Source organism: Pseudomonas sp. P1_F1_2, assembly GCF_056405815.1.
This window is the reverse complement of the sequence record NZ_JBFUBK010000130.1, coordinates 1-16,185: the sequence shown is the minus strand read 5'-3', so window position 1 is coordinate 16,185 and position 16,185 is coordinate 1. Positions and strand designations below refer to the sequence as shown.

18 protein-coding genes are annotated in these 16,185 nt (G+C 59.9%); 7 read left to right on the top strand and 11 right to left on the bottom strand.

Annotated elements, in window-relative coordinates; translation table 11 throughout:
- Nucleotides 1-447: 447 nt before the first annotated feature.
- Nucleotides 448-888: a hypothetical protein gene (locus tag AC1D2P_RS27220; protein WP_046031232.1), complete on the bottom strand. Its 441-nt coding sequence runs from the start codon at nt 886-888 to the stop codon at nt 448-450.
- On the opposite strand from AC1D2P_RS27220, the gene trmL reads away from it, so the two are divergent.
- Nucleotides 887-1,342, top strand: a complete 456-nt coding sequence (gene trmL, locus AC1D2P_RS27215; RefSeq protein ID WP_046031233.1) for a tRNA (uridine(34)/cytosine(34)/5-carboxymethylaminomethyluridine(34)-2'-O)-methyltransferase TrmL — start codon at nt 887-889, stop codon at nt 1,340-1,342. The genes AC1D2P_RS27220 and trmL overlap by 2 nt on opposite strands.
- A gap of 108 nt (nt 1,343-1,450) precedes the next feature.
- Here the strand turns inward: trmL and secB are convergent, their stop codons facing one another.
- Genes secB through AC1D2P_RS27200 form a run of 3 tightly spaced genes read right to left on the bottom strand, consistent with a single transcriptional unit; the run spans nt 1,451 to nt 2,653 of the window.
- On the bottom strand, nt 1,451-1,942 hold the full coding sequence (gene secB, locus AC1D2P_RS27210; protein WP_046031234.1) for a protein-export chaperone SecB: 492 nt from the start codon (nt 1,940-1,942) through the stop codon (nt 1,451-1,453).
- A gap of 41 nt (nt 1,943-1,983) precedes the next feature.
- A complete protein-coding gene (grxC, locus tag AC1D2P_RS27205; protein WP_008149430.1) occupies nt 1,984-2,238 on the bottom strand; it encodes a glutaredoxin 3 in 255 nt (84 codons plus the stop codon).
- Nucleotide 2,239: 1 nt separating this feature from the next.
- Nucleotides 2,240-2,653: a rhodanese-like domain-containing protein gene (locus AC1D2P_RS27200; protein WP_077432291.1), complete on the bottom strand. Its 414-nt coding sequence runs from the start codon at nt 2,651-2,653 to the stop codon at nt 2,240-2,242.
- Nucleotides 2,654-2,805: 152 nt separating this feature from the next.
- On the opposite strand from AC1D2P_RS27200, the gene gpmI reads away from it, so the two are divergent.
- From gpmI to AC1D2P_RS27180, 4 genes are all read left to right on the top strand, one after another.
- Nucleotides 2,806-4,335, top strand: a complete 1,530-nt coding sequence (gene gpmI / locus AC1D2P_RS27195; protein WP_077432290.1) for a 2,3-bisphosphoglycerate-independent phosphoglycerate mutase — start codon at nt 2,806-2,808, stop codon at nt 4,333-4,335.
- Between the two features lie 250 nt (nt 4,336-4,585).
- Nucleotides 4,586-5,884 (top strand): murein hydrolase activator EnvC family protein, encoded by a 1,299-nt coding sequence (locus tag AC1D2P_RS27190; RefSeq protein ID WP_109785345.1) that lies wholly within the window; start codon nt 4,586-4,588, stop codon nt 5,882-5,884.
- Between the two features lie 31 nt (nt 5,885-5,915).
- On the top strand, nt 5,916-7,235 hold the full coding sequence (locus tag AC1D2P_RS27185; RefSeq protein WP_477811687.1) for a S41 family peptidase: 1,320 nt from the start codon (nt 5,916-5,918) through the stop codon (nt 7,233-7,235).
- 1 nt (nt 7,236) lies between these two features.
- Nucleotides 7,237-8,013 carry a divergent polysaccharide deacetylase family protein gene (locus AC1D2P_RS27180; protein WP_109785343.1) on the top strand — a complete coding sequence of 259 codons (777 nt, stop codon included), beginning with the start codon at nt 7,237-7,239 and terminating at the stop codon, nt 8,011-8,013.
- A 44-nt stretch (nt 8,014-8,057) separates the two neighbouring features.
- Here the strand turns inward: AC1D2P_RS27180 and AC1D2P_RS27175 are convergent, their stop codons facing one another.
- The 7 genes from AC1D2P_RS27175 to AC1D2P_RS27145 form a co-directional block, all read right to left on the bottom strand.
- Entirely contained in the window at nt 8,058-8,813 is a 756-nt protein-coding gene (locus AC1D2P_RS27175; protein ID WP_046031240.1) for a substrate-binding periplasmic protein, read from the bottom strand.
- A 168-nt stretch (nt 8,814-8,981) separates the two neighbouring features.
- A complete protein-coding gene (hisF, locus tag AC1D2P_RS27170; protein WP_007897430.1) occupies nt 8,982-9,752 on the bottom strand; it encodes an imidazole glycerol phosphate synthase subunit HisF in 771 nt (256 codons plus the stop codon).
- 9 nt (nt 9,753-9,761) lie between these two features.
- Nucleotides 9,762-10,499: a 1-(5-phosphoribosyl)-5-[(5-phosphoribosylamino)methylideneamino]imidazole-4-carboxamide isomerase gene (gene hisA, locus AC1D2P_RS27165; RefSeq protein ID WP_017336056.1), complete on the bottom strand. Its 738-nt coding sequence runs from the start codon at nt 10,497-10,499 to the stop codon at nt 9,762-9,764.
- A gap of 42 nt (nt 10,500-10,541) precedes the next feature.
- Nucleotides 10,542-10,799, bottom strand: coding sequence for a DUF2164 domain-containing protein (locus tag AC1D2P_RS27160; RefSeq protein ID WP_077432287.1), 258 nt, complete (start codon nt 10,797-10,799; stop codon nt 10,542-10,544).
- On the bottom strand, nt 10,800-11,438 hold the full coding sequence (hisH, locus tag AC1D2P_RS27155; RefSeq protein WP_046031242.1) for an imidazole glycerol phosphate synthase subunit HisH: 639 nt from the start codon (nt 11,436-11,438) through the stop codon (nt 10,800-10,802). It lies immediately after the preceding gene.
- On the bottom strand, nt 11,438-12,031 hold the full coding sequence (gene hisB, locus AC1D2P_RS27150) for an imidazoleglycerol-phosphate dehydratase HisB (protein WP_003218037.1): 594 nt from the start codon (nt 12,029-12,031) through the stop codon (nt 11,438-11,440). Before hisB ends, hisH begins: the two co-directional genes overlap by 1 nt.
- Before the next feature lie 293 nt (nt 12,032-12,324).
- Nucleotides 12,325-13,989, bottom strand: coding sequence for an OFA family MFS transporter (locus AC1D2P_RS27145; RefSeq protein WP_109785341.1), 1,665 nt, complete (start codon nt 13,987-13,989; stop codon nt 12,325-12,327).
- A gap of 221 nt (nt 13,990-14,210) precedes the next feature.
- Between AC1D2P_RS27145 and AC1D2P_RS27140 the strand changes: the two genes are divergently transcribed.
- Nucleotides 14,211-14,615, top strand: a complete 405-nt coding sequence (locus AC1D2P_RS27140; protein ID WP_046031244.1) for an acetyl-CoA sensor PanZ family protein — start codon at nt 14,211-14,213, stop codon at nt 14,613-14,615.
- A 79-nt stretch (nt 14,616-14,694) separates the two neighbouring features.
- A partial coding sequence (locus AC1D2P_RS27135) for an AsmA family protein (RefSeq protein ID WP_477811686.1) occupies nt 14,695-16,185 on the top strand: 1,491 nt, incomplete at its 3' end.

Sequence of the window (16,185 nt, the reverse complement as noted above, 5' to 3'; positions counted from 1 at the left end):
GAGCAAGGCTTGCCCGCGATGCTTTTAGGGGCCTGGTGCACCGTGGCAATGCACCGTGAACCGCAATCGCGCACAAAGACTGATTCACAACCTCGCATTTTTTCGCAATTGAACCCCACTCGAAAAAACACGAAAGCCCCGAAATACGGGGCTTTGCGCGTTCAAGGACGGCTTTCTGTACCAAATTGTTAAAACCTGGCACGCCCCCTGCAACAGTCCATTCAGTGATTCGGTTCACTACCCGGTTTCGGGGACCTTGGTACAGGCAGGCCGGGGATTCCCCTCTTTAACATCGGGCTCACACCGCACAAGCGACGAGCCCAAACAGTTTTGGGGCCCTTGATACAGGCAGGTCAGGGGTTCCTTCTTTACACCGGGCTCACGACGCAATGCGCGAGCCCTGCCGTTTTGGGAACCTTGGTACAGGCAGGCCGGGGATTCCCTCTTTTATTGCTCCCGGAGATGGATCTCCAACCGCCAGCGGTCATCGACCTCGCTGCCGGCCCATTCGCCTTGCAGCGGCCGGGCCGCCACCACCGACAGCAACAACCCCCCATCACTCAAACGCACCCGCCAGTTGACGCTTTTGTCGCCGAGCCTGAGCTGACCTTTCTGCGCCTTGCCCTCAGCCTCGAACAGCAGCGCGAGACTACCGTCCACGAACTCGCCGTGGCTCTTGGGTTCGTTGTTGAACCACGCCACCAGCCCGTCGCTTGTGACCTCGACCTGCTGCAAAACAGTCGGGTCGGGCGCGGTCAGGCGACCGATCATCAGCCCCACCATCATTCCGACAATCGCCAGCGAACCAAGCACTCGCGGGAATAGTTTCGAACGCGGGTCCTTTGGCGGCGTAGAATGCCCGTCATCTTTACCTTCGGAGCCGTGCATGTTTCACGTCATCCTTTTTCAACCAGAAATTCCGCCGAATACCGGCAACGTTATCAGGCTGTGCGCCAACAGTGGCTGCCACCTGCATTTGATCGAACCGCTAGGCTTCGAGATGGACGACAAGCGCCTGCGCCGGGCCGGTCTCGATTACCACGAGTATGCCACCCTGCAACGTCACGCAGACCTCGCCAGTTGCCTGGAGAGCCTCGGTCATCCTCGGCTGTTCGCCTTCACCACCAAGGGCTCGCGGCCCTTCCACGATGCCAGCTTCGCCGAGGGCGACGCCTTTCTGTTCGGCCCGGAAAGCCGCGGCTTGCCGGCCGACGTGCTCGACGCCTTGCCTGCGGAACAGCGCCTGCGCTTACCGATGCGTGAAGGCTGTCGCAGCCTGAACCTGTCGAACACCGTGGCGGTCGCCGTGTACGAAGCGTGGCGCCAGAACGGCTTCAAGTAACCCCAAGATCATTTTCGCCGGACAGAAACAATCGCGGGCAAGCCCGCTCCCACAGGTTTCGCACAACCCTGTGGGAGCGGGCTTGCCCGCGATTTTCAGCAGCGCCGTTTATTGAACGGTCGGCGTCTCGCCCGCAGCCTGCATGCGCTGCAGCTCTTGCGCATACAGCGCGTCGAAGTTCACTGGCGCCAGCATCAGGGCCGGGAACGAGCCACGGGTGACCAGGCTGTCCAGGGTTTCACGAGCGTACGGGAACAGGATGTTCGGGCAGAACGCGCCGAGGGTGTGGCTCATCGAAGCGTCGTCCAGGTTCTTGATCAGGAAGATCCCGGCCTGTTGCACTTCAGCAATGAACGCCACTTCGCCGTTTTCACCGTTCTTCACGGTAACCGACAGGGTCAGCACGACCTCGTGGAAGTCACCTTCCAGGGTCTTTTGACGAGTGTTCAGATCCAGACCGACGCTCGGTTCCCACTGCTGGCGGAAAATTGCCGGGCTTTTCGGGGCTTCGAAGGACAAGTCGCGTACGTAGATGCGCTGCAAGGAGAATTGCGGTGCGGTTTCTTCTTCGCTAGCTGCAGTGTTCTGTTGGTCAGTCATCTCAGATCCTTTCTGATCTTGGGGTCTTATAGGGAAGGCATTCAGGCCTTGAGCATTGCGTCGAGCTTACCGGCGCGCTCAAGGGCAAACAAATCATCACAACCGCCCACGTGGGTGCTGCCGATCCAGATCTGCGGCACGGACGTACGTCCGGCTTTCTGGGCCATGGCGGCGCGCACCTGCGGCTTGCCATCGACCTTGATCTCTTCGAAGGCCACACCTTTGTTCTCGAGCAGGTACTTGGCTCGCGAACAGTAAGGGCAGTAATCGCTGGAGTAGACGACGACGTTGCTCATATCACTTCACCAGCGGCAGGTTGTCGCCCTTCCAGCTGGAAATACCACCGGAGAGCTTGGCGGCGGTGAAGCCGGATTTCATCAGCTCGCGAGCGTGCGTACCGGCGGTCTGGCCCATGGCGTCGACCAGGATAATGGTCTTGGCCTTGTGCTTTTCCAGTTCGCCGATGCGAGCGGTCAGTTTGTCGTGAGGAATGTTCACCGCGCCAACGATGTGACCAGCGGCAAAGTCCTTGGTCGACCGAATGTCGATCACAACGCCCGCGTCCTTGTTGACCAGCCCGGTCAGTTCACCGGTGCTCAGGCTACGGCCGCCGCCTTGCATTTGATAGGCAATCAGCGACGCCAGCAGTACGACGAAGATACCGACAAGAATGTAGTGGTTAGTGGCAAATTCAATCAGGTGAGCAACCATCGAAGGAGGTTCCAGGGCGTTAAAATGTCGGCCAGTATACACAGCCACTATGGTGGGCCAAACCCCGTCCGGCGGTGACGTGGCCGGAACTTCGCTTTAAACTGCCACTCCCTTTTCCATCGCCCTCTTTTAACTTGAGCCAGAGTGAATCCATGACTACCACGCCTAAACCTTTGGTCCTGATTATTCTCGATGGCTTCGGTCACAGTGAGAGCCCTGAATCCAATGCCATCTTTGCGGCCAAGAAGCCCGTGCTGGACCGTCTGTGGGCCACCGTGCCGAACGGCCTGATCTCCGGCAGTGGCATGGACGTCGGCCTGCCGGACGGCCAGATGGGCAACTCCGAAGTCGGCCACATGAATCTCGGCGCCGGCCGCGTGGTGTATCAGGACTTCACGCGCGTGACCAAATCGATCCGTGACGGCGAGTTCTTCGAGAACCCGACCATCTGCGCCGCCGTGGACAAAGCCGTCGCTGCCGGCAAAGCCGTGCATTTCATGGGCCTGCTGTCCGATGGCGGCGTTCACAGCCACCAGGACCACCTCATCGCCATGGCGGAACTGGCATTCAAGCGCGGCGCCGAGAAAATCTACCTGCACGCCTTCCTCGACGGTCGCGACACCCCGCCTAAAAGCGCACAGTCGTCCATCGAATTGCTCGACGCCAGCTTCCAGGCGCTGGGCAAAGGCCGGATCGCCAGCATCATTGGCCGTTACTTCGCCATGGACCGCGATAATCGTTGGGACCGCGTGGCCCAGGCCTACAACCTGATTGTCGACGGCAACGGCGAATTCAACGCCGCCACCGCCCAGGAAGGCCTGCAAGCCGCTTACGAGCGTGGCGAGAGCGACGAATTCGTCAAAGCCACCTCCATCGGTGAGCCGGTAAAAGTAGAAGACGGCGACGCCGTGGTGTTCATGAACTTCCGCGCTGACCGCGCCCGTGAACTGACTCGCGTGTTCGTCGAAGACGGTTTCAACGAGTTCGAACGCAGCCGTCAGCCGAAACTGGCCGGCTTCGTCATGCTGACCCAATACGCCGCCAGCATCCCTGCGCCGTCGGCGTTTGCCGCGGGCAGCCTGGAAAACGTGCTGGGCGACTACCTGGCAAAAAACGGCAAAACTCAATTGCGCATCGCTGAAACCGAGAAGTACGCCCACGTGACCTTCTTCTTCTCCGGCGGTCGCGAAGAACCGTTCCCGGGCGAAGAACGCATCCTGATCCCGTCGCCAAAAGTCGCTACCTATGACTTGCAGCCGGAAATGAGCGCACCTGAAGTCACCGACCGCATCGTCGATGCCATCGAAAACCAGCGTTACGACGTGATCGTGGTCAACTACGCCAACGGCGACATGGTCGGCCACAGCGGCGTGTTCGAAGCAGCGGTCAAGGCAGTGGAATGCCTGGACCAGTGCGTCGGCCGCGTCGTCGATGCGCTGGAAAAAGTCGGCGGCGAAGCGCTGATCACCGCTGACCACGGCAACGTCGAGCAAATGTCCGATGAAACCACTGGCCAGGCACACACCGCCCACACCACCGAGCCGGTGCCTTTCATCTATTTCGGCAAGCGAGACCTGAAGGTTCGCGAAGGCGGCGTCCTGGCGGATGTAGCGCCGACCATGCTGAAGTTGCTGGGCCTGGAACAACCGGCGGAAATGACCGGGACTTCGATTCTGGTGTAATCAAACCTCCAAACACCAAAAAACCTGTAGGAGCGGGCTTGCCCGCGATAGCAATCTGACCGCCAACATACATATTGAATGGTCGAAAGCTATCGCGGGCAAGCCCGCTCCCACAGTGGTTTGTGGTGGTTTTAAAGATTATTTGCAGATGTATCCCAGCCCAGTTATCACACAGTCCCAATTGGGCATTTTTTTTGCCACGCTTGGCGGGCATACTAGGCCGTCCCTTTCCCTGGTGCCGCCCGCCTCTATGCTTCGCGTCCTGATAGCCCTCGCACTGACTTGCCTGCTCCAACCGGCTTTTGCTGACGAGCGCGAGCAAACCCAACAACAGTTGGACGCCACGCGTCAGGACATTGCCGAGCTGAAAAAACTGCTGGGCAAGTTGCAGGAAGAGAAATCCGGTGTTCAAAAAGAACTCAAAGGCACCGAAACCGAAATGGGCAAGCTCGAGAAGCAGGTCGATGCCCTGCAAAAAGAGCTGAAGAAAAGCGAATCCGAGCTGCAGCGACTCGATGCGGAGAAAAAAAAACTCCAGAGCGCGCGCATTGAACAGCAACGACTGATCGCTATCCAGGCCCGTGCGGCCTATCAAAATGGCCGTCAGGAGTATTTGAAGCTACTGCTGAACCAGCAAAACCCGGAAAAATTCGCCCGCACCCTCACCTATTACGATTACCTGAGCCAGGCGCGCCTGGAGCAGCTGAAGAATTTCAACGAAACCCTGCGCCAACTGGCCAATGTCGAAAAAGACATTGCCGCGCAGCAGGCGCAATTGCTGGTGCAGAAGAGCAGCCTCGACAGCCAGCGTGACGAACTCGATAAAGTCCGTCAGGAGCGCCAGAAAGTCCTGGCCAAGCTCAGCGACGACGTAAAGGCTCGCGACCAGAAACTGGCATCCCGCGAGCAGGATCAGGCAGACCTGTCTAAAGTCCTTAAAACCATTGAAGAAACCTTGGCTCGCCAGGCCCGTGAGGCAGAAGAAGCGCGGCAAAAAGCGCTGATCGCCCAGCAGGAAGCCGAAAAAAAGCGTTTACGTGAGGCGCAGGCTGCAGCAGATGCAGAGACTACCGACGCCCCACACAAACCGGTTAAATCGACACCCGGCGCTCTGGTTTCAAGTTCAGGCGAGACCTTTGGCGGCCCTTTCGCGTCAACCCGGGGAAAACTTCCCTGGCCAGTTGATGGTCGACTGCTGGCACGTTTCGGTGAAACCCGTGGCGACGACGCCCGCACCAAGTGGGACGGCGTGATGATCAGCGCCTCCGCCGGCAGCCAGGTGCATGCCGTGCACGGCGGTCGCGTGGTGTTTGCCGACTGGTTGCGGGGCGCCGGGCTGCTGGTGATTCTCGACCACGGCAACGGTTTTTTGAGTCTTTATGGTCACAACCAGACGCTGCTCAAGTCTGCGGGTGACGTCGTAAAAGCCGGTGAGTCCATCTCCACTGTCGGCAACAGTGGCGGGCAGGACACACCAGCGCTGTATTTCGCTATTCGTCAGCAGGGTCACCCGAGTGATCCGGCGCAATGGTGCCGCGCGCAAGGATAAGCGTGCCGCCTAATTCAGGAGTTCGTTAGACATGCTGCATTTGTCCCGCCTTACCTCGCTGGCCCTGACGATCGCCCTGGTGATCGGCGCGCCTCTGGCGTTCGCCGCTCAGCCGGCCCCGGCAGTCGCGCCTGCGGGCACTGCCGCGACGACCAAGGCGCCGTTGCCGCTGGAAGAACTGCGCACCTTTGCCGAGGTCATGGACCGGATCAAGGCTGCCTATGTCGAACCGGTGGACGACAAGACCCTGCTTGAAAACGCGATCAAAGGCATGCTCAGCAACCTCGACCCACACTCCGCCTACCTGGGCCCGGAAGACTTCGCCGAGTTGCAGGAAAGCACCAGCGGTGAATTCGGCGGTCTGGGCATCGAAGTCGGCGCCGAAGACGGTTTCATCAAGGTGGTTTCGCCGATCGATGACACCCCGGCCTCCAAGGCGGGTATTCAGGCCGGCGACTTCATCGTCAAAATCAACGGCCAGCCGACTCGCGGCCAGAGCATGACCGAAGCCGTGGACAAGATGCGCGGCAAGATCGGCCAGAAAATCACCCTGACCCTGGTGCGCGATGGCGGCCCGCCGTTCGACGTGACCCTGGCCCGCGCCATCATTCAAGTGAAGAGCGTGAAGTCGCAGTTGCTGGAATCCGGCTACGGCTACATCCGCATCACTCAGTTCCAGGTCAAGACCGGCGAAGAGGTTTCCYAGGCCCTGTCCAAGCTGCGCAAGGAAAACGGCAAGAAGCTCAAAGGCATCATCCTCGACCTGCGCAACAACCCGGGCGGTGTGCTGCAGTCCGCGGTGGAAGTGGTCGATCACTTCATCACCAAGGGCTTGATCGTCTACACGAAGGGCCGTATCGCCAACTCCGAACTGCGCTTCAATGCGACGGGCAAGGACGAAAGCGAAGCCGTGCCAATGGTCGTGCTGATCAACGGCGGCAGTGCCTCGGCCTCGGAGATTGTTGCTGGCGCCTTGCAGGACCAGAAGCGTGCCGTGGTGATGGGTACCACCAGTTTCGGCAAAGGCTCGGTGCAAACCGTGCTGCCACTGAACAACGATCGCGCACTGAAGATCACCACCGCGCTGTACTTCACGCCCAATGGCCGCTCGATCCAGGCCCAGGGCATCGTTCCAGACATCGAAGTGCGCAAGGCCAAGATCACCAACGAGCAGGACGGCGAATACTTCAAGGAAGCCGACCTGCAAGGTCACCTGGGTAATGGCAACGGCGGCGCCGACAAACCGACCAGCTCCAGCGGCAAACCCAAGGCCATGCCGCAGGATGATGATTACCAGTTGGCCCAGGCCTTGAGCCTGCTCAAAGGGTTGAGCATCACCTCCGGCCGCTGAGATGTTCCAGCGGTTTATCCTGGGGCTGTGTCTCTGCCTGGCGGGTGCTGTTCACGCAGCGCCCGTCGAAACGCCTTCTCAAAAAGCCTACCTGAGCCTGATCATCGACGACCTGGGGCAGAACCTGCCCCGGGATCGCCGCGTGCTCGCCCTGCCCGGCCCGGTGACCACGGCGATCATGCCCGACACCCCCCATGCCACCGAGTTCGCCCGCGAAGCCCATCGCGCCGGCAAAATCGTGATCCTGCACATGCCCATGGACCCGGCGACCGGTCCGTTCGCCTGGCATCCTGACCTGCCCATCGAGGAGCTGGAAAAACGCCTGAGCGCGGCGTTCAAGGTTGTGCCTTACACCGCCGGGATCAACAACCACATGGGCAGCCGGATGACTGCCCAACCGGCCGCCATGGCCTGGTTGATGGCGGACTTGCAGCAGCGCCACAAGTTCTTCGTCGACAGCCGTACCAGTGCGCAAACCGTTGCCGCCGCCCAGGCACAGAAAATTGGCTTGGCGAGCGTATCGCGGGATGTGTTTCTGGATGATGAGCGAACCGAGGCGGCGATTTTCACGCAGCTGCAAACGGCGATCAATCTGGCGCGAAAGCAGGGGGCGGCGGTGATGATCGGGCATCCGTACCCGCAGACGCTGGCGGTGCTGGAGCGGGAGTTGCCGAAGCTGAAAGCTCAGGGAATCGAGTGGATTGATATCAAGCAGATGATCAGCGTGCGCGGCAATCGGGCGACAGCGGCTCATGGCAAGGACGGCGTGTACCGTTGAAGCGGGATCGTTCCCACGCTCTGCGTGGGAACGATCAGTGCCCCCTAGAGATACCGCGCCATGATCTCGTCCACCTTGCCTTCTTTACGCAACTGATCCAGCGCAGCCTGCAGTTTGGCCACCGTTTCGTCCGGCACTTCTTTGTTCAGTGCCAGATACAGCTCGGCGCTGTTGAAGCGCAGAACGGTCTTGAGCCCGCTCACACCTTCCTGACGCGCCAGATAACGCCCGGCCGGATCACCGGTGGCCCACAGATCGATCTGGCCGCTGACCAGCTTCTTCGCGTTGTCCTGATCGCGCAGGACCACCACCGGTTTCAAGCCTTGCTTGGCCAGTGTCATGGCAATGGCATCGCCCTTGTAAGCGCCGATTTTGTACTTTCGCGCGTCATCCAGGGTTTCGAGGGTGATAGTGCTGTCAGCCTTGGCCAGCATGATCCAGTCGTCCGGACCGATCGGCCCGACCCACTTGAAGAGTCTCTCGCGGTCCGGCAACCGCGCCATCACGAATGCACCGTAACCGGGGTTTTCCAGCGCGAGTTTGTAGACCCGCTCCCAAGGGAAGCGCAGCGTCAGGCTGTAGGTAACATCGGCACGCTTGAACATCTCGCGGACGATGTCCACGGCGATGCCATCGATATTCTCGCCCTGAGCAAAGTTTTTGCCGTTCTTGGCCATGTTGTAGGGCGGGAAATTTTCTGTCAGCAACACCAGGTCGGTGCCGGGACTTTCTGCGGCACGCACTCCATTGATAAACAACAGGGAGGCGCTGGCGAGGACTAGAAGAAGGCGTTTGAGCATGTCTGGCTACCGAAATCCATGGCGTACCCAAGAGTGCCTTGAGCCCGCCATGATGTCCACTGGCCTGTATCGTTTGTTTAGGCGCTGTACGAAAACTCGTCGAGCGGCGATCAAGCAAACTCGCTTTCAATACAGCATGATCGTCGCGAAGGCAGTTTTCGTAGGAGCCTAACGCATCACGATGCCGCGATGAGCCATGTAGGCCTTGGCTTCCTGCACGGTGTATTCGCCGAAGTGGAAAATACTCGCCGCCAATACCGCGCTGGCGTGGCCTTCGAGGATGCCGTCTGCCAAGTGCTGCAAGTTGCCGACACCGCCGGATGCGATCACCGGAATGCCCAGCGCGTCGCTGATGGCGCGAGTGACGCCGAGGTCAAAACCGTTTTTCATGCCGTCCTGATCCATGCTGGTCAGCAGGATTTCGCCAGCGCCCAGGCCTTCCATCTTCTTCGCCCATTCAACGGCGTCGAGCCCGGTTGGCTTGCGGCCGCCGTGGGTGAAGATTTCCCAGCGAGGGGTTTCGCCAGGTCCCGAGACCTTCTTCGCGTCGATGGCGACGACAATGCACTGCGAACCGAAATGCTGCGCGGCTTCACCGACAAACTCCGGGTTGAACACCGCCGCGGTGTTGATCGAAACCTTGTCGGCACCGGCATTGAGCAGGTTGCGAATGTCCTGCACAGTACGCACGCCACCGCCCACGGTCAGCGGAATGAACACCTGGCTGGCCATGCGCTCGACGGTGTGCAGTGTGGTGTCGCGACCGTCGACGCTGGCGGTGATGTCGAGAAAGGTAATCTCGTCGGCACCTTGCTCGTCATAACGACGGGCGATTTCCACCGGGTCGCCGGCGTCGCGAATGTTCTCGAACTTCACACCTTTAACGACCCGGCCGTTGTCCACGTCCAGGCAAGGGATGATGCGTTTGGCCAGCGCCATGGTCAGTCCTCAGCCTTTGTACGAATCGCAGAAAGCTTGCGCTTCGGCGACATCGAGGGTGCCTTCGTAGATCGCCCGGCCGGTGATCGCGCCGATGATGCCTGGCGCCTTCGCGTCGAGCAGCGATTTGATGTCACCCAGATTGTGAATACCGCCGGACGCGATCACCGGAATGCGCGTAGCAGCAGCCAGCGCGGCGGTGAACGGTACGTTGCAGCCCTGCATCATGCCGTCTTTGGCGATGTCGGTATAAACGATCGCGGACACGCCGTCGGCTTCGAACTGTTTGGCCAGGTCGATGACCTGAACGGTGCTGATTTCTGCCCAGCCGTCGGTGGCAACAAAACCGTCTTTGGCATCGAGGCCAACGATGACCTTGCCCGGGAATGCACGGCAGGCTTCAGCGACGAAAGCCGGATCTTTCACAGCCTTGGTGCCGATGATCACGTAGCTGACGCCGGCTTTGACGTAGTGCTCGATGGTTTCCAGCGAGCGGATACCGCCGCCGATCTGGATCGGCAGGTTCGGGTAGCGCTTGGCGATAGCGGTGACCACTTCGCCGTTGACTGGCTGGCCTTCGAAGGCGCCGTTCAGGTCGACCAGATGCAGACGACGGCAACCGCCCTCCACCCACTTGGCAGCCATGCTCACCGGGTCATCGGAGAACACCGTGGAATCTTCCATGCGGCCCTGGCGCAGACGAACACAGGCACCGTCTTTGAGATCGATAGCGGGAATAATCAGCATCTGGCAAACCTTCAAATTCGAGTATTCAGCTTCGCTCGGAAATCAGTTTTTCTCGAGCGCCCACAAGTCGCTTTCGATGCTTTCGAACCTCTCTTTGAGGTGCGTCTGCACATCGAAAATCGCCCTGTTGTAATAGTGCGGAGCAATTTCACGGGTAAACAGCTCAAGGATTTCGGCCGCTTCGAACGAACCCAGGTCCAGTTCGAAGCGATCCTCCATGAAGCGCTTGATCTTGTGATTGGCCTCGCGCTCCTGTTCGGGCGTGAGGGTCAGGATCGGTGGCTTCTTCTTGACCGCCATTTACCAGCGACCATCCCACGCGGCGAAGTTCTGCAGCAATTGCAGGCCATGGGTATGGCTCTTTTCCGGGTGAAACTGCACGGCGAAACGCGAGCCTTCGGCCAGCGCCGCAGCGAAATCGACACCGTAATGACCGCCGCCCACCACCTGCCGCGCGTTGCCGGCGGCGATGTAGTAGCTGTGCACGAAGTAGAAACGCGCCATGTCCGGAATGTCGTGCCACAGCGGGTGACTGACCTTCTGCTTCACTTCGTTCCAGCCCATGTGCGGGACTTTCAGGTGTTCGCCGTCTTCATGCAGGTCTTTGCCGAAGAACTTCACCGCCCCCGGGAACAGGCCGATGCAGTCAACGCCATCGTTCTCTTCGCTGGAGTCGAGCAAGGCTTGCATGCCGACGCAAATCCCGAGGAACGGGCGGTCCTGGCTGACTTCACGCACCAGCGAATCAAAGCCAAGACGACGGATCTCCGCCATGCAATCGCGAATCGCGCCAACGCCGGGGAACACCACCCGGTCAGCTTCGCGAATCACGTCGGCATCACTGGTGATCAAGACCTTGCCGGCACCGACGTGCTCGAGGGCCTTGGCCACCGAGTGCAGGTTGCCCATGCCGTAATCGATAACCGCGACCGTCTGCATTACAGAACGCCTTTGGTCGATGGCATCTGACCGGCCATGCGGTCATCGAGCTCTACGGCCATGCGCAGTGCGCGGCCGAATGCCTTGAACACGGTTTCGATCTGGTGGTGGGTGTTGGTGCCACGCAGGTTGTCGATGTGCAGGCTGACCAGCGCGTGGTTGACGAAGCCCTGGAAGAATTCCTGGAACAGGTCAACGTCGAAGCCGCCAACGGTGGCACGGGTGTAGGGAACGTGCATCTGCAGGCCAGGGCGGCCGGAGAAGTCGATCACCACGCGCGACAGCGCTTCATCGAGCGGCACGTAGGCGTGACCGTAGCGACGGATGCCTTTCTTGTCGCCGATGGCTTTGGCGAAAGCCTGACCCAGGGTGATACCGACGTCTTCCACGGTGTGGTGGTCGTCGATATGCAGGTCGCCCTTGCTGACAATATCCAGGTCGATCAGCCCGTGACGGGCGATCTGGTCCAGCATGTGCTCAAGAAAAGGAACACCGATATCAAATCGGGCCTTTCCGGTGCCATCCAGGTTGATCGAGGCTTTGATCTGGGTTTCCAGAGTGTCGCGCTCGACTGACGCCTTACGTTCGGCCATCACCAGCTCCGCAAAATCATTGGGCGAAAAAGGCAGCCATTATAGGGGCGCGGGCACGAAACAGAAACACGAGAGGTGATATCACTGACGGATAGAAACCCGTGTGGTCGGGGATAGACATGTCCGTACAAGCGGCCTGGTGCGCAGAATTTCGGGCTTTGATCGCTCCCACGCTCTGCGTGGGAGTGCAGCCCTGGACGCTCCGCGTCCGCTCTGTATGTGACGCGGAGCGTCACGGGAGGCATTCCCACGCGGAGCGTGGGAACGATCAACCACAGGGGTACTGCGTTTACTTAGTGGAAGAGGATCGCCGTTTTCTGCAGGGTCACCCACACACCCCACGCCAACGGAACCCCCACCACCAGCCATGCAGCGACGGCCAGCGGCTTGGTGCCAGCATCGGCTTTCCATTCCAGCACAGTGCTGCTGTCAGCACCTTTGTCATGACCCAGCGCCTGTTCGGCAGCCAGTTCAGCGTCGGTCATGAAGTACTTGTCAGCCACCGGACGCACCAGCAGGTTGCACAGGAAACCCAGCACCAGCAGGCCTGCGAGGATGTACAAGGTGATGTCGTAAGCGGCAGCGCGTTCAACGCCGATGCTCAACTGATACTCACGCAGGTAGTTCACCAACACCGGCCCCAACACGCCCGCCGCCGCCCAAGCGGTCAACAGACGACCGTGGATCGCGCCGACCATTTGCGTACCAAACAGGTCCGCCAGGTAAGCCGGGACGGTCGCAAAACCGCCGCCGTACATGGACAGAATGATGCAGAACGCGGCGACGAACAGCGCGACGTTGCCCAGATGACCCAGGTTCGGGATCAACGCGTACAACGCGAAACCCAATGCGAAAAACACGAAGTAGGTGTTTTTACGGCCCAGGTAATCGGAAAACGAGGCCCAGAAGAAACGGCCGCCGATGTTGAACAAACTCAGCAAACCGGTGAAACCGGCCGCAATCGCCGCAATCGAAGCCAGTTGCCCGGCGTCCAGCTGACCAAACGGCAGGTCTACACCGATCAGTTTTCCACCGAACACTTCCTGCAGCAGTGGCGAAGCCATGCCCAGGATGCCGATACCGGCGGATACGTTCAGGCACAGCACCAGCCACACCAGACGGAACTGCGGAGTTTTCCACGCCACGTTCACGTGGACGTGACGGTGGGTGATCATCGCGTTCGCCGCTTTTTTCGCCGGGGCCGTCCAGCCTTCAGGCTTCCAGCCGGTTGGCGGAACGCGGTACGACAATGCGCCACCGATCATGAACACGAAGTAAATCGCAGCCATCACCAGGAAGCTCTGCCATACGCCGACGCTGTCTGGCGAAGCGAAATGGCCCATCAAGGCTGCGGCCAGCGGAGCACCGACCATCGCGCCACCACCAAACCCCATGATCGCCATGCCGGTCGCCATGCCGCGCTTGTCCGGGAACCATTTGATCAGCGTCGAAACCGGCGAGATATAGCCCAACCCCAGGCCGATACCGCCAATGACCCCGGAACCGACCCACATCAGCCAGATCTGGTGGGTATAAATCCCCAGCGCCGAAATCAGCAGACCGCCACACCAGCACAGTGCCGATACCACGCCAGCCTTGCGCGGCCCGGCGTGTTCCAGCCAGCCACCCCAGATCGCTGCCGAGCAGCCAAGGAAGATGAAGAACAGGGTGTAGATCCAGCCGAGCATCGAAATCGGCCAGTCGCACTGCGACGAAAACACTTGCGAGATGAAGCTCATGTCCGGCGCGCAGGCCATGGGCTTGGTGACGCCCAAGGCTTTGGACAGTGGCAACCAGAACACCGAAAAACCGTAGGCCATGCCGATGCAAAGGTGGATGGCCAAGGCGGCCGGTGGTACCAGCCAACGGTTGAAACCGGGCTTGGCGATGATGCGTTCCTTGGACAGGAACGCAGGCTGGCCGGTGTTAAGGCCGTCCGCCGTGATGCTCGTGGTCATTGTGTATCCCCCAATTATTAGTAGGGTTCGCCAGCCACTCCTCGCCCCCGGCCTTCATGCGCACGCATGACCGTTTTGTTGGGTGAAGTGCCTTTTTGTGCGACATCTGGTCGCAGCGGGACGGACGAACGGGCAAAGGTTACCATTTGCACGTGACATAAAAACCAAACTGATATCACCTTTTGTAAGTCATCTGTTCTCGTACCTCTTAAGGAGACACCATGCCGATCATTGTCGAACCGCTGAACGAGGCCACGTACCAGGATCAGCAAGACCTGCAGAAAATTTACCGCGACGCTCCGCTTTGGCTGTTCGCCCCGTTTTCAGGGGAAGCGCAGTTGATCGAAGGCTGCCTGCGGGACGGCTCGCTGATCGCAGGACGCTTCAATGATCGACTGCTCGGCGCCGCGCGTTTACAGCGGAATCAGGACGTTTGGCACTTGTCTCAATTGTGTGTACGAAAAATTACCCGTCGGCGTGGCGTCGCCGAGCGCCTGGTGAACCAAGCGCAAAAAATGGCCTCTGAGTCGGGCGCAACCCTGCGTCTGCTGGCCCCCGCCGGGCATCTTGAAGCCCAGGCGCTGGCGGCCAAGCTGAAACTGCCGCTGGATGTGTTGCCCGATTGATCGCCTGACCGGTCGTCCGCTTCGGAGCGCTATACTCCCCGGCTAAATTTCGAATTCGACTAACTACAAGGACTCGCCCATGAAAGCGTTCGGCAAAATCCTGGGTCTGGTGCTTCTCGGGCTGTTGCTGATCATTGTGGCGCTGGGCTTTGCCCTGACCCACCTCTTCGATCCCAACGACTACAAAGACGAGATTCGCCAGATTGCCCGCGACAAGGCCCACATCGAGCTGACGCTCAATGGCGACATCGGCTGGAGCCTGTTCCCGTGGCTTGGCCTGGAGTTGCATGACGCCAGTGTCGCGACCCTGGTCAAGCCAACCGAGCCGTTCGCCGACTTGCAGATGCTGGGTCTGTCGGTACGCGTGCTGCCGCTGCTGCGCCGAGAAGTGCAGATGAGCGATGTCCGTGTCGAAGGGCTGAACCTGCGCCTGACCCGCGACAAGGATGGCCACGGGAACTGGCAGGACGTGGGCAAGGTCCCCGCGCCAGCCACTGCAAGCACGACGCCGACCACCACCGGCGAGCCTTCGCCAGCGGCCACGGCCCCAGTGGAAAAACCGGCCCAGCCCATGCGCCTGGACATCGACAGCCTGACCGTCAATAACGCCCGCGTTGAGTACAGCGACGAGCAGACGGGCAAGCAGTTCAGCGCCGAGAGCATTCAGCTCAGCACCGGCCCGGTCCACGACTCGACCAATATTCCGGTCAAGCTCACGGCATTCCTGGGCACCAACCAACCGGTTCTGCGCGTACGCACCGAGCTCAATGGCGAACTGCGTTTCGAGCGCGCCTTGCAACGCTACAAATTTGAAGACATGAAAATGTCCGGCGAACTCGCGGGTGATCCGCTGCAGGGCAAGACCATGACGTTCTCTGCACAGGGGCAATTGCTGCTCGATAAAGCGGCGAACGTCGCTGAATGGACCGGTATCAAGATCTCTGCCAATCAACTGCGCGCACTGGGTGAACTCAAGGTCAACGACCTCGACAAGACCCCGCAAATCAGCGGCGGCATTTCGATTGCCCAGTTCGACCTGGCGAAATTCGTCGACAGCATTGGCCAGCAACTTCCGGCCATGGCTGAAGGCAGCCTGAGCAAAGTCGAACTGGTCAGCCGCGTGGCCGGCACGCCGAGCAGCGTGGCGTTCGACAATATCAATCTGAAAGTCGATGACAGCAGTTTCAGCGGCCGTATCGCTGTTGAGGATTTCGCCAAGCAATCGCTACKCGCAATCCTGAAGGCTGACACGTTCAACATCGACCGCTATCTGCCAGCAAAATCCGCCGAAGCCAACAGCGCGACCCAGGTGCGTCAGGCTGAAGTCGCCAGCACCGAGGCCGACGCCATGGCGGGTGCGGGCAGCACGCCGCTGCCGGAGAAACCGACCAAAGACGCGTGGAGTTCCGAACGCCTTTTGCCGGTCGAGCGCTTGAGCAAACTCGACGTGGACGCCGACCTGACCTTCGGCCAATTGACCCTCGACAAGCTTCCGATCCAGAACGCGGCACTCAAGGCCACGGGCCAGGGCGGCCTGCTGACCCTGCAGAACCTGCGCGGCGATCTGTAT

What these genes read in the sequence shown, in the direction of transcription:
- trmL (WP_046031233.1), top strand. Translation starts at nt 887, where the DNA reads ATGTTTCACGTCATCCTTTTTCAACCAGAAATTCCGCCGAATACCGGC.
- AC1D2P_RS27220 (WP_046031232.1), bottom strand. Translation starts at nt 888, where the DNA reads ATGCACGGCTCCGAAGGTAAAGATGACGGGCATTCTACGCCGCCAAAG.
- secB (WP_046031234.1), bottom strand. Translation starts at nt 1,942, where the DNA reads ATGACTGACCAACAGAACACTGCAGCTAGCGAAGAAGAAACCGCACCG.
- grxC (WP_008149430.1), bottom strand. Translation starts at nt 2,238, where the DNA reads ATGAGCAACGTCGTCGTCTACTCCAGCGATTACTGCCCTTACTGTTCG.
- AC1D2P_RS27200 (WP_077432291.1), bottom strand. Translation starts at nt 2,653, where the DNA reads ATGGTTGCTCACCTGATTGAATTTGCCACTAACCACTACATTCTTGTC.
- gpmI (WP_077432290.1), top strand. Translation starts at nt 2,806, where the DNA reads ATGACTACCACGCCTAAACCTTTGGTCCTGATTATTCTCGATGGCTTC.
- AC1D2P_RS27190 (WP_109785345.1), top strand. Translation starts at nt 4,586, where the DNA reads ATGCTTCGCGTCCTGATAGCCCTCGCACTGACTTGCCTGCTCCAACCG.
- AC1D2P_RS27180 (WP_109785343.1), top strand. Translation starts at nt 7,237, where the DNA reads ATGTTCCAGCGGTTTATCCTGGGGCTGTGTCTCTGCCTGGCGGGTGCT.
- AC1D2P_RS27175 (WP_046031240.1), bottom strand. Translation starts at nt 8,813, where the DNA reads ATGCTCAAACGCCTTCTTCTAGTCCTCGCCAGCGCCTCCCTGTTGTTT.
- hisF (WP_007897430.1), bottom strand. Translation starts at nt 9,752, where the DNA reads ATGGCGCTGGCCAAACGCATCATCCCTTGCCTGGACGTGGACAACGGC.
- hisA (WP_017336056.1), bottom strand. Translation starts at nt 10,499, where the DNA reads ATGCTGATTATTCCCGCTATCGATCTCAAAGACGGTGCCTGTGTTCGT.
- AC1D2P_RS27160 (WP_077432287.1), bottom strand. Translation starts at nt 10,799, where the DNA reads ATGGCGGTCAAGAAGAAGCCACCGATCCTGACCCTCACGCCCGAACAG.
- hisH (WP_046031242.1), bottom strand. Translation starts at nt 11,438, where the DNA reads ATGCAGACGGTCGCGGTTATCGATTACGGCATGGGCAACCTGCACTCG.
- hisB (WP_003218037.1), bottom strand. Translation starts at nt 12,031, where the DNA reads ATGGCCGAACGTAAGGCGTCAGTCGAGCGCGACACTCTGGAAACCCAG.
- AC1D2P_RS27145 (WP_109785341.1), bottom strand. Translation starts at nt 13,989, where the DNA reads ATGACCACGAGCATCACGGCGGACGGCCTTAACACCGGCCAGCCTGCG.
- AC1D2P_RS27140 (WP_046031244.1), top strand. Translation starts at nt 14,211, where the DNA reads ATGCCGATCATTGTCGAACCGCTGAACGAGGCCACGTACCAGGATCAG.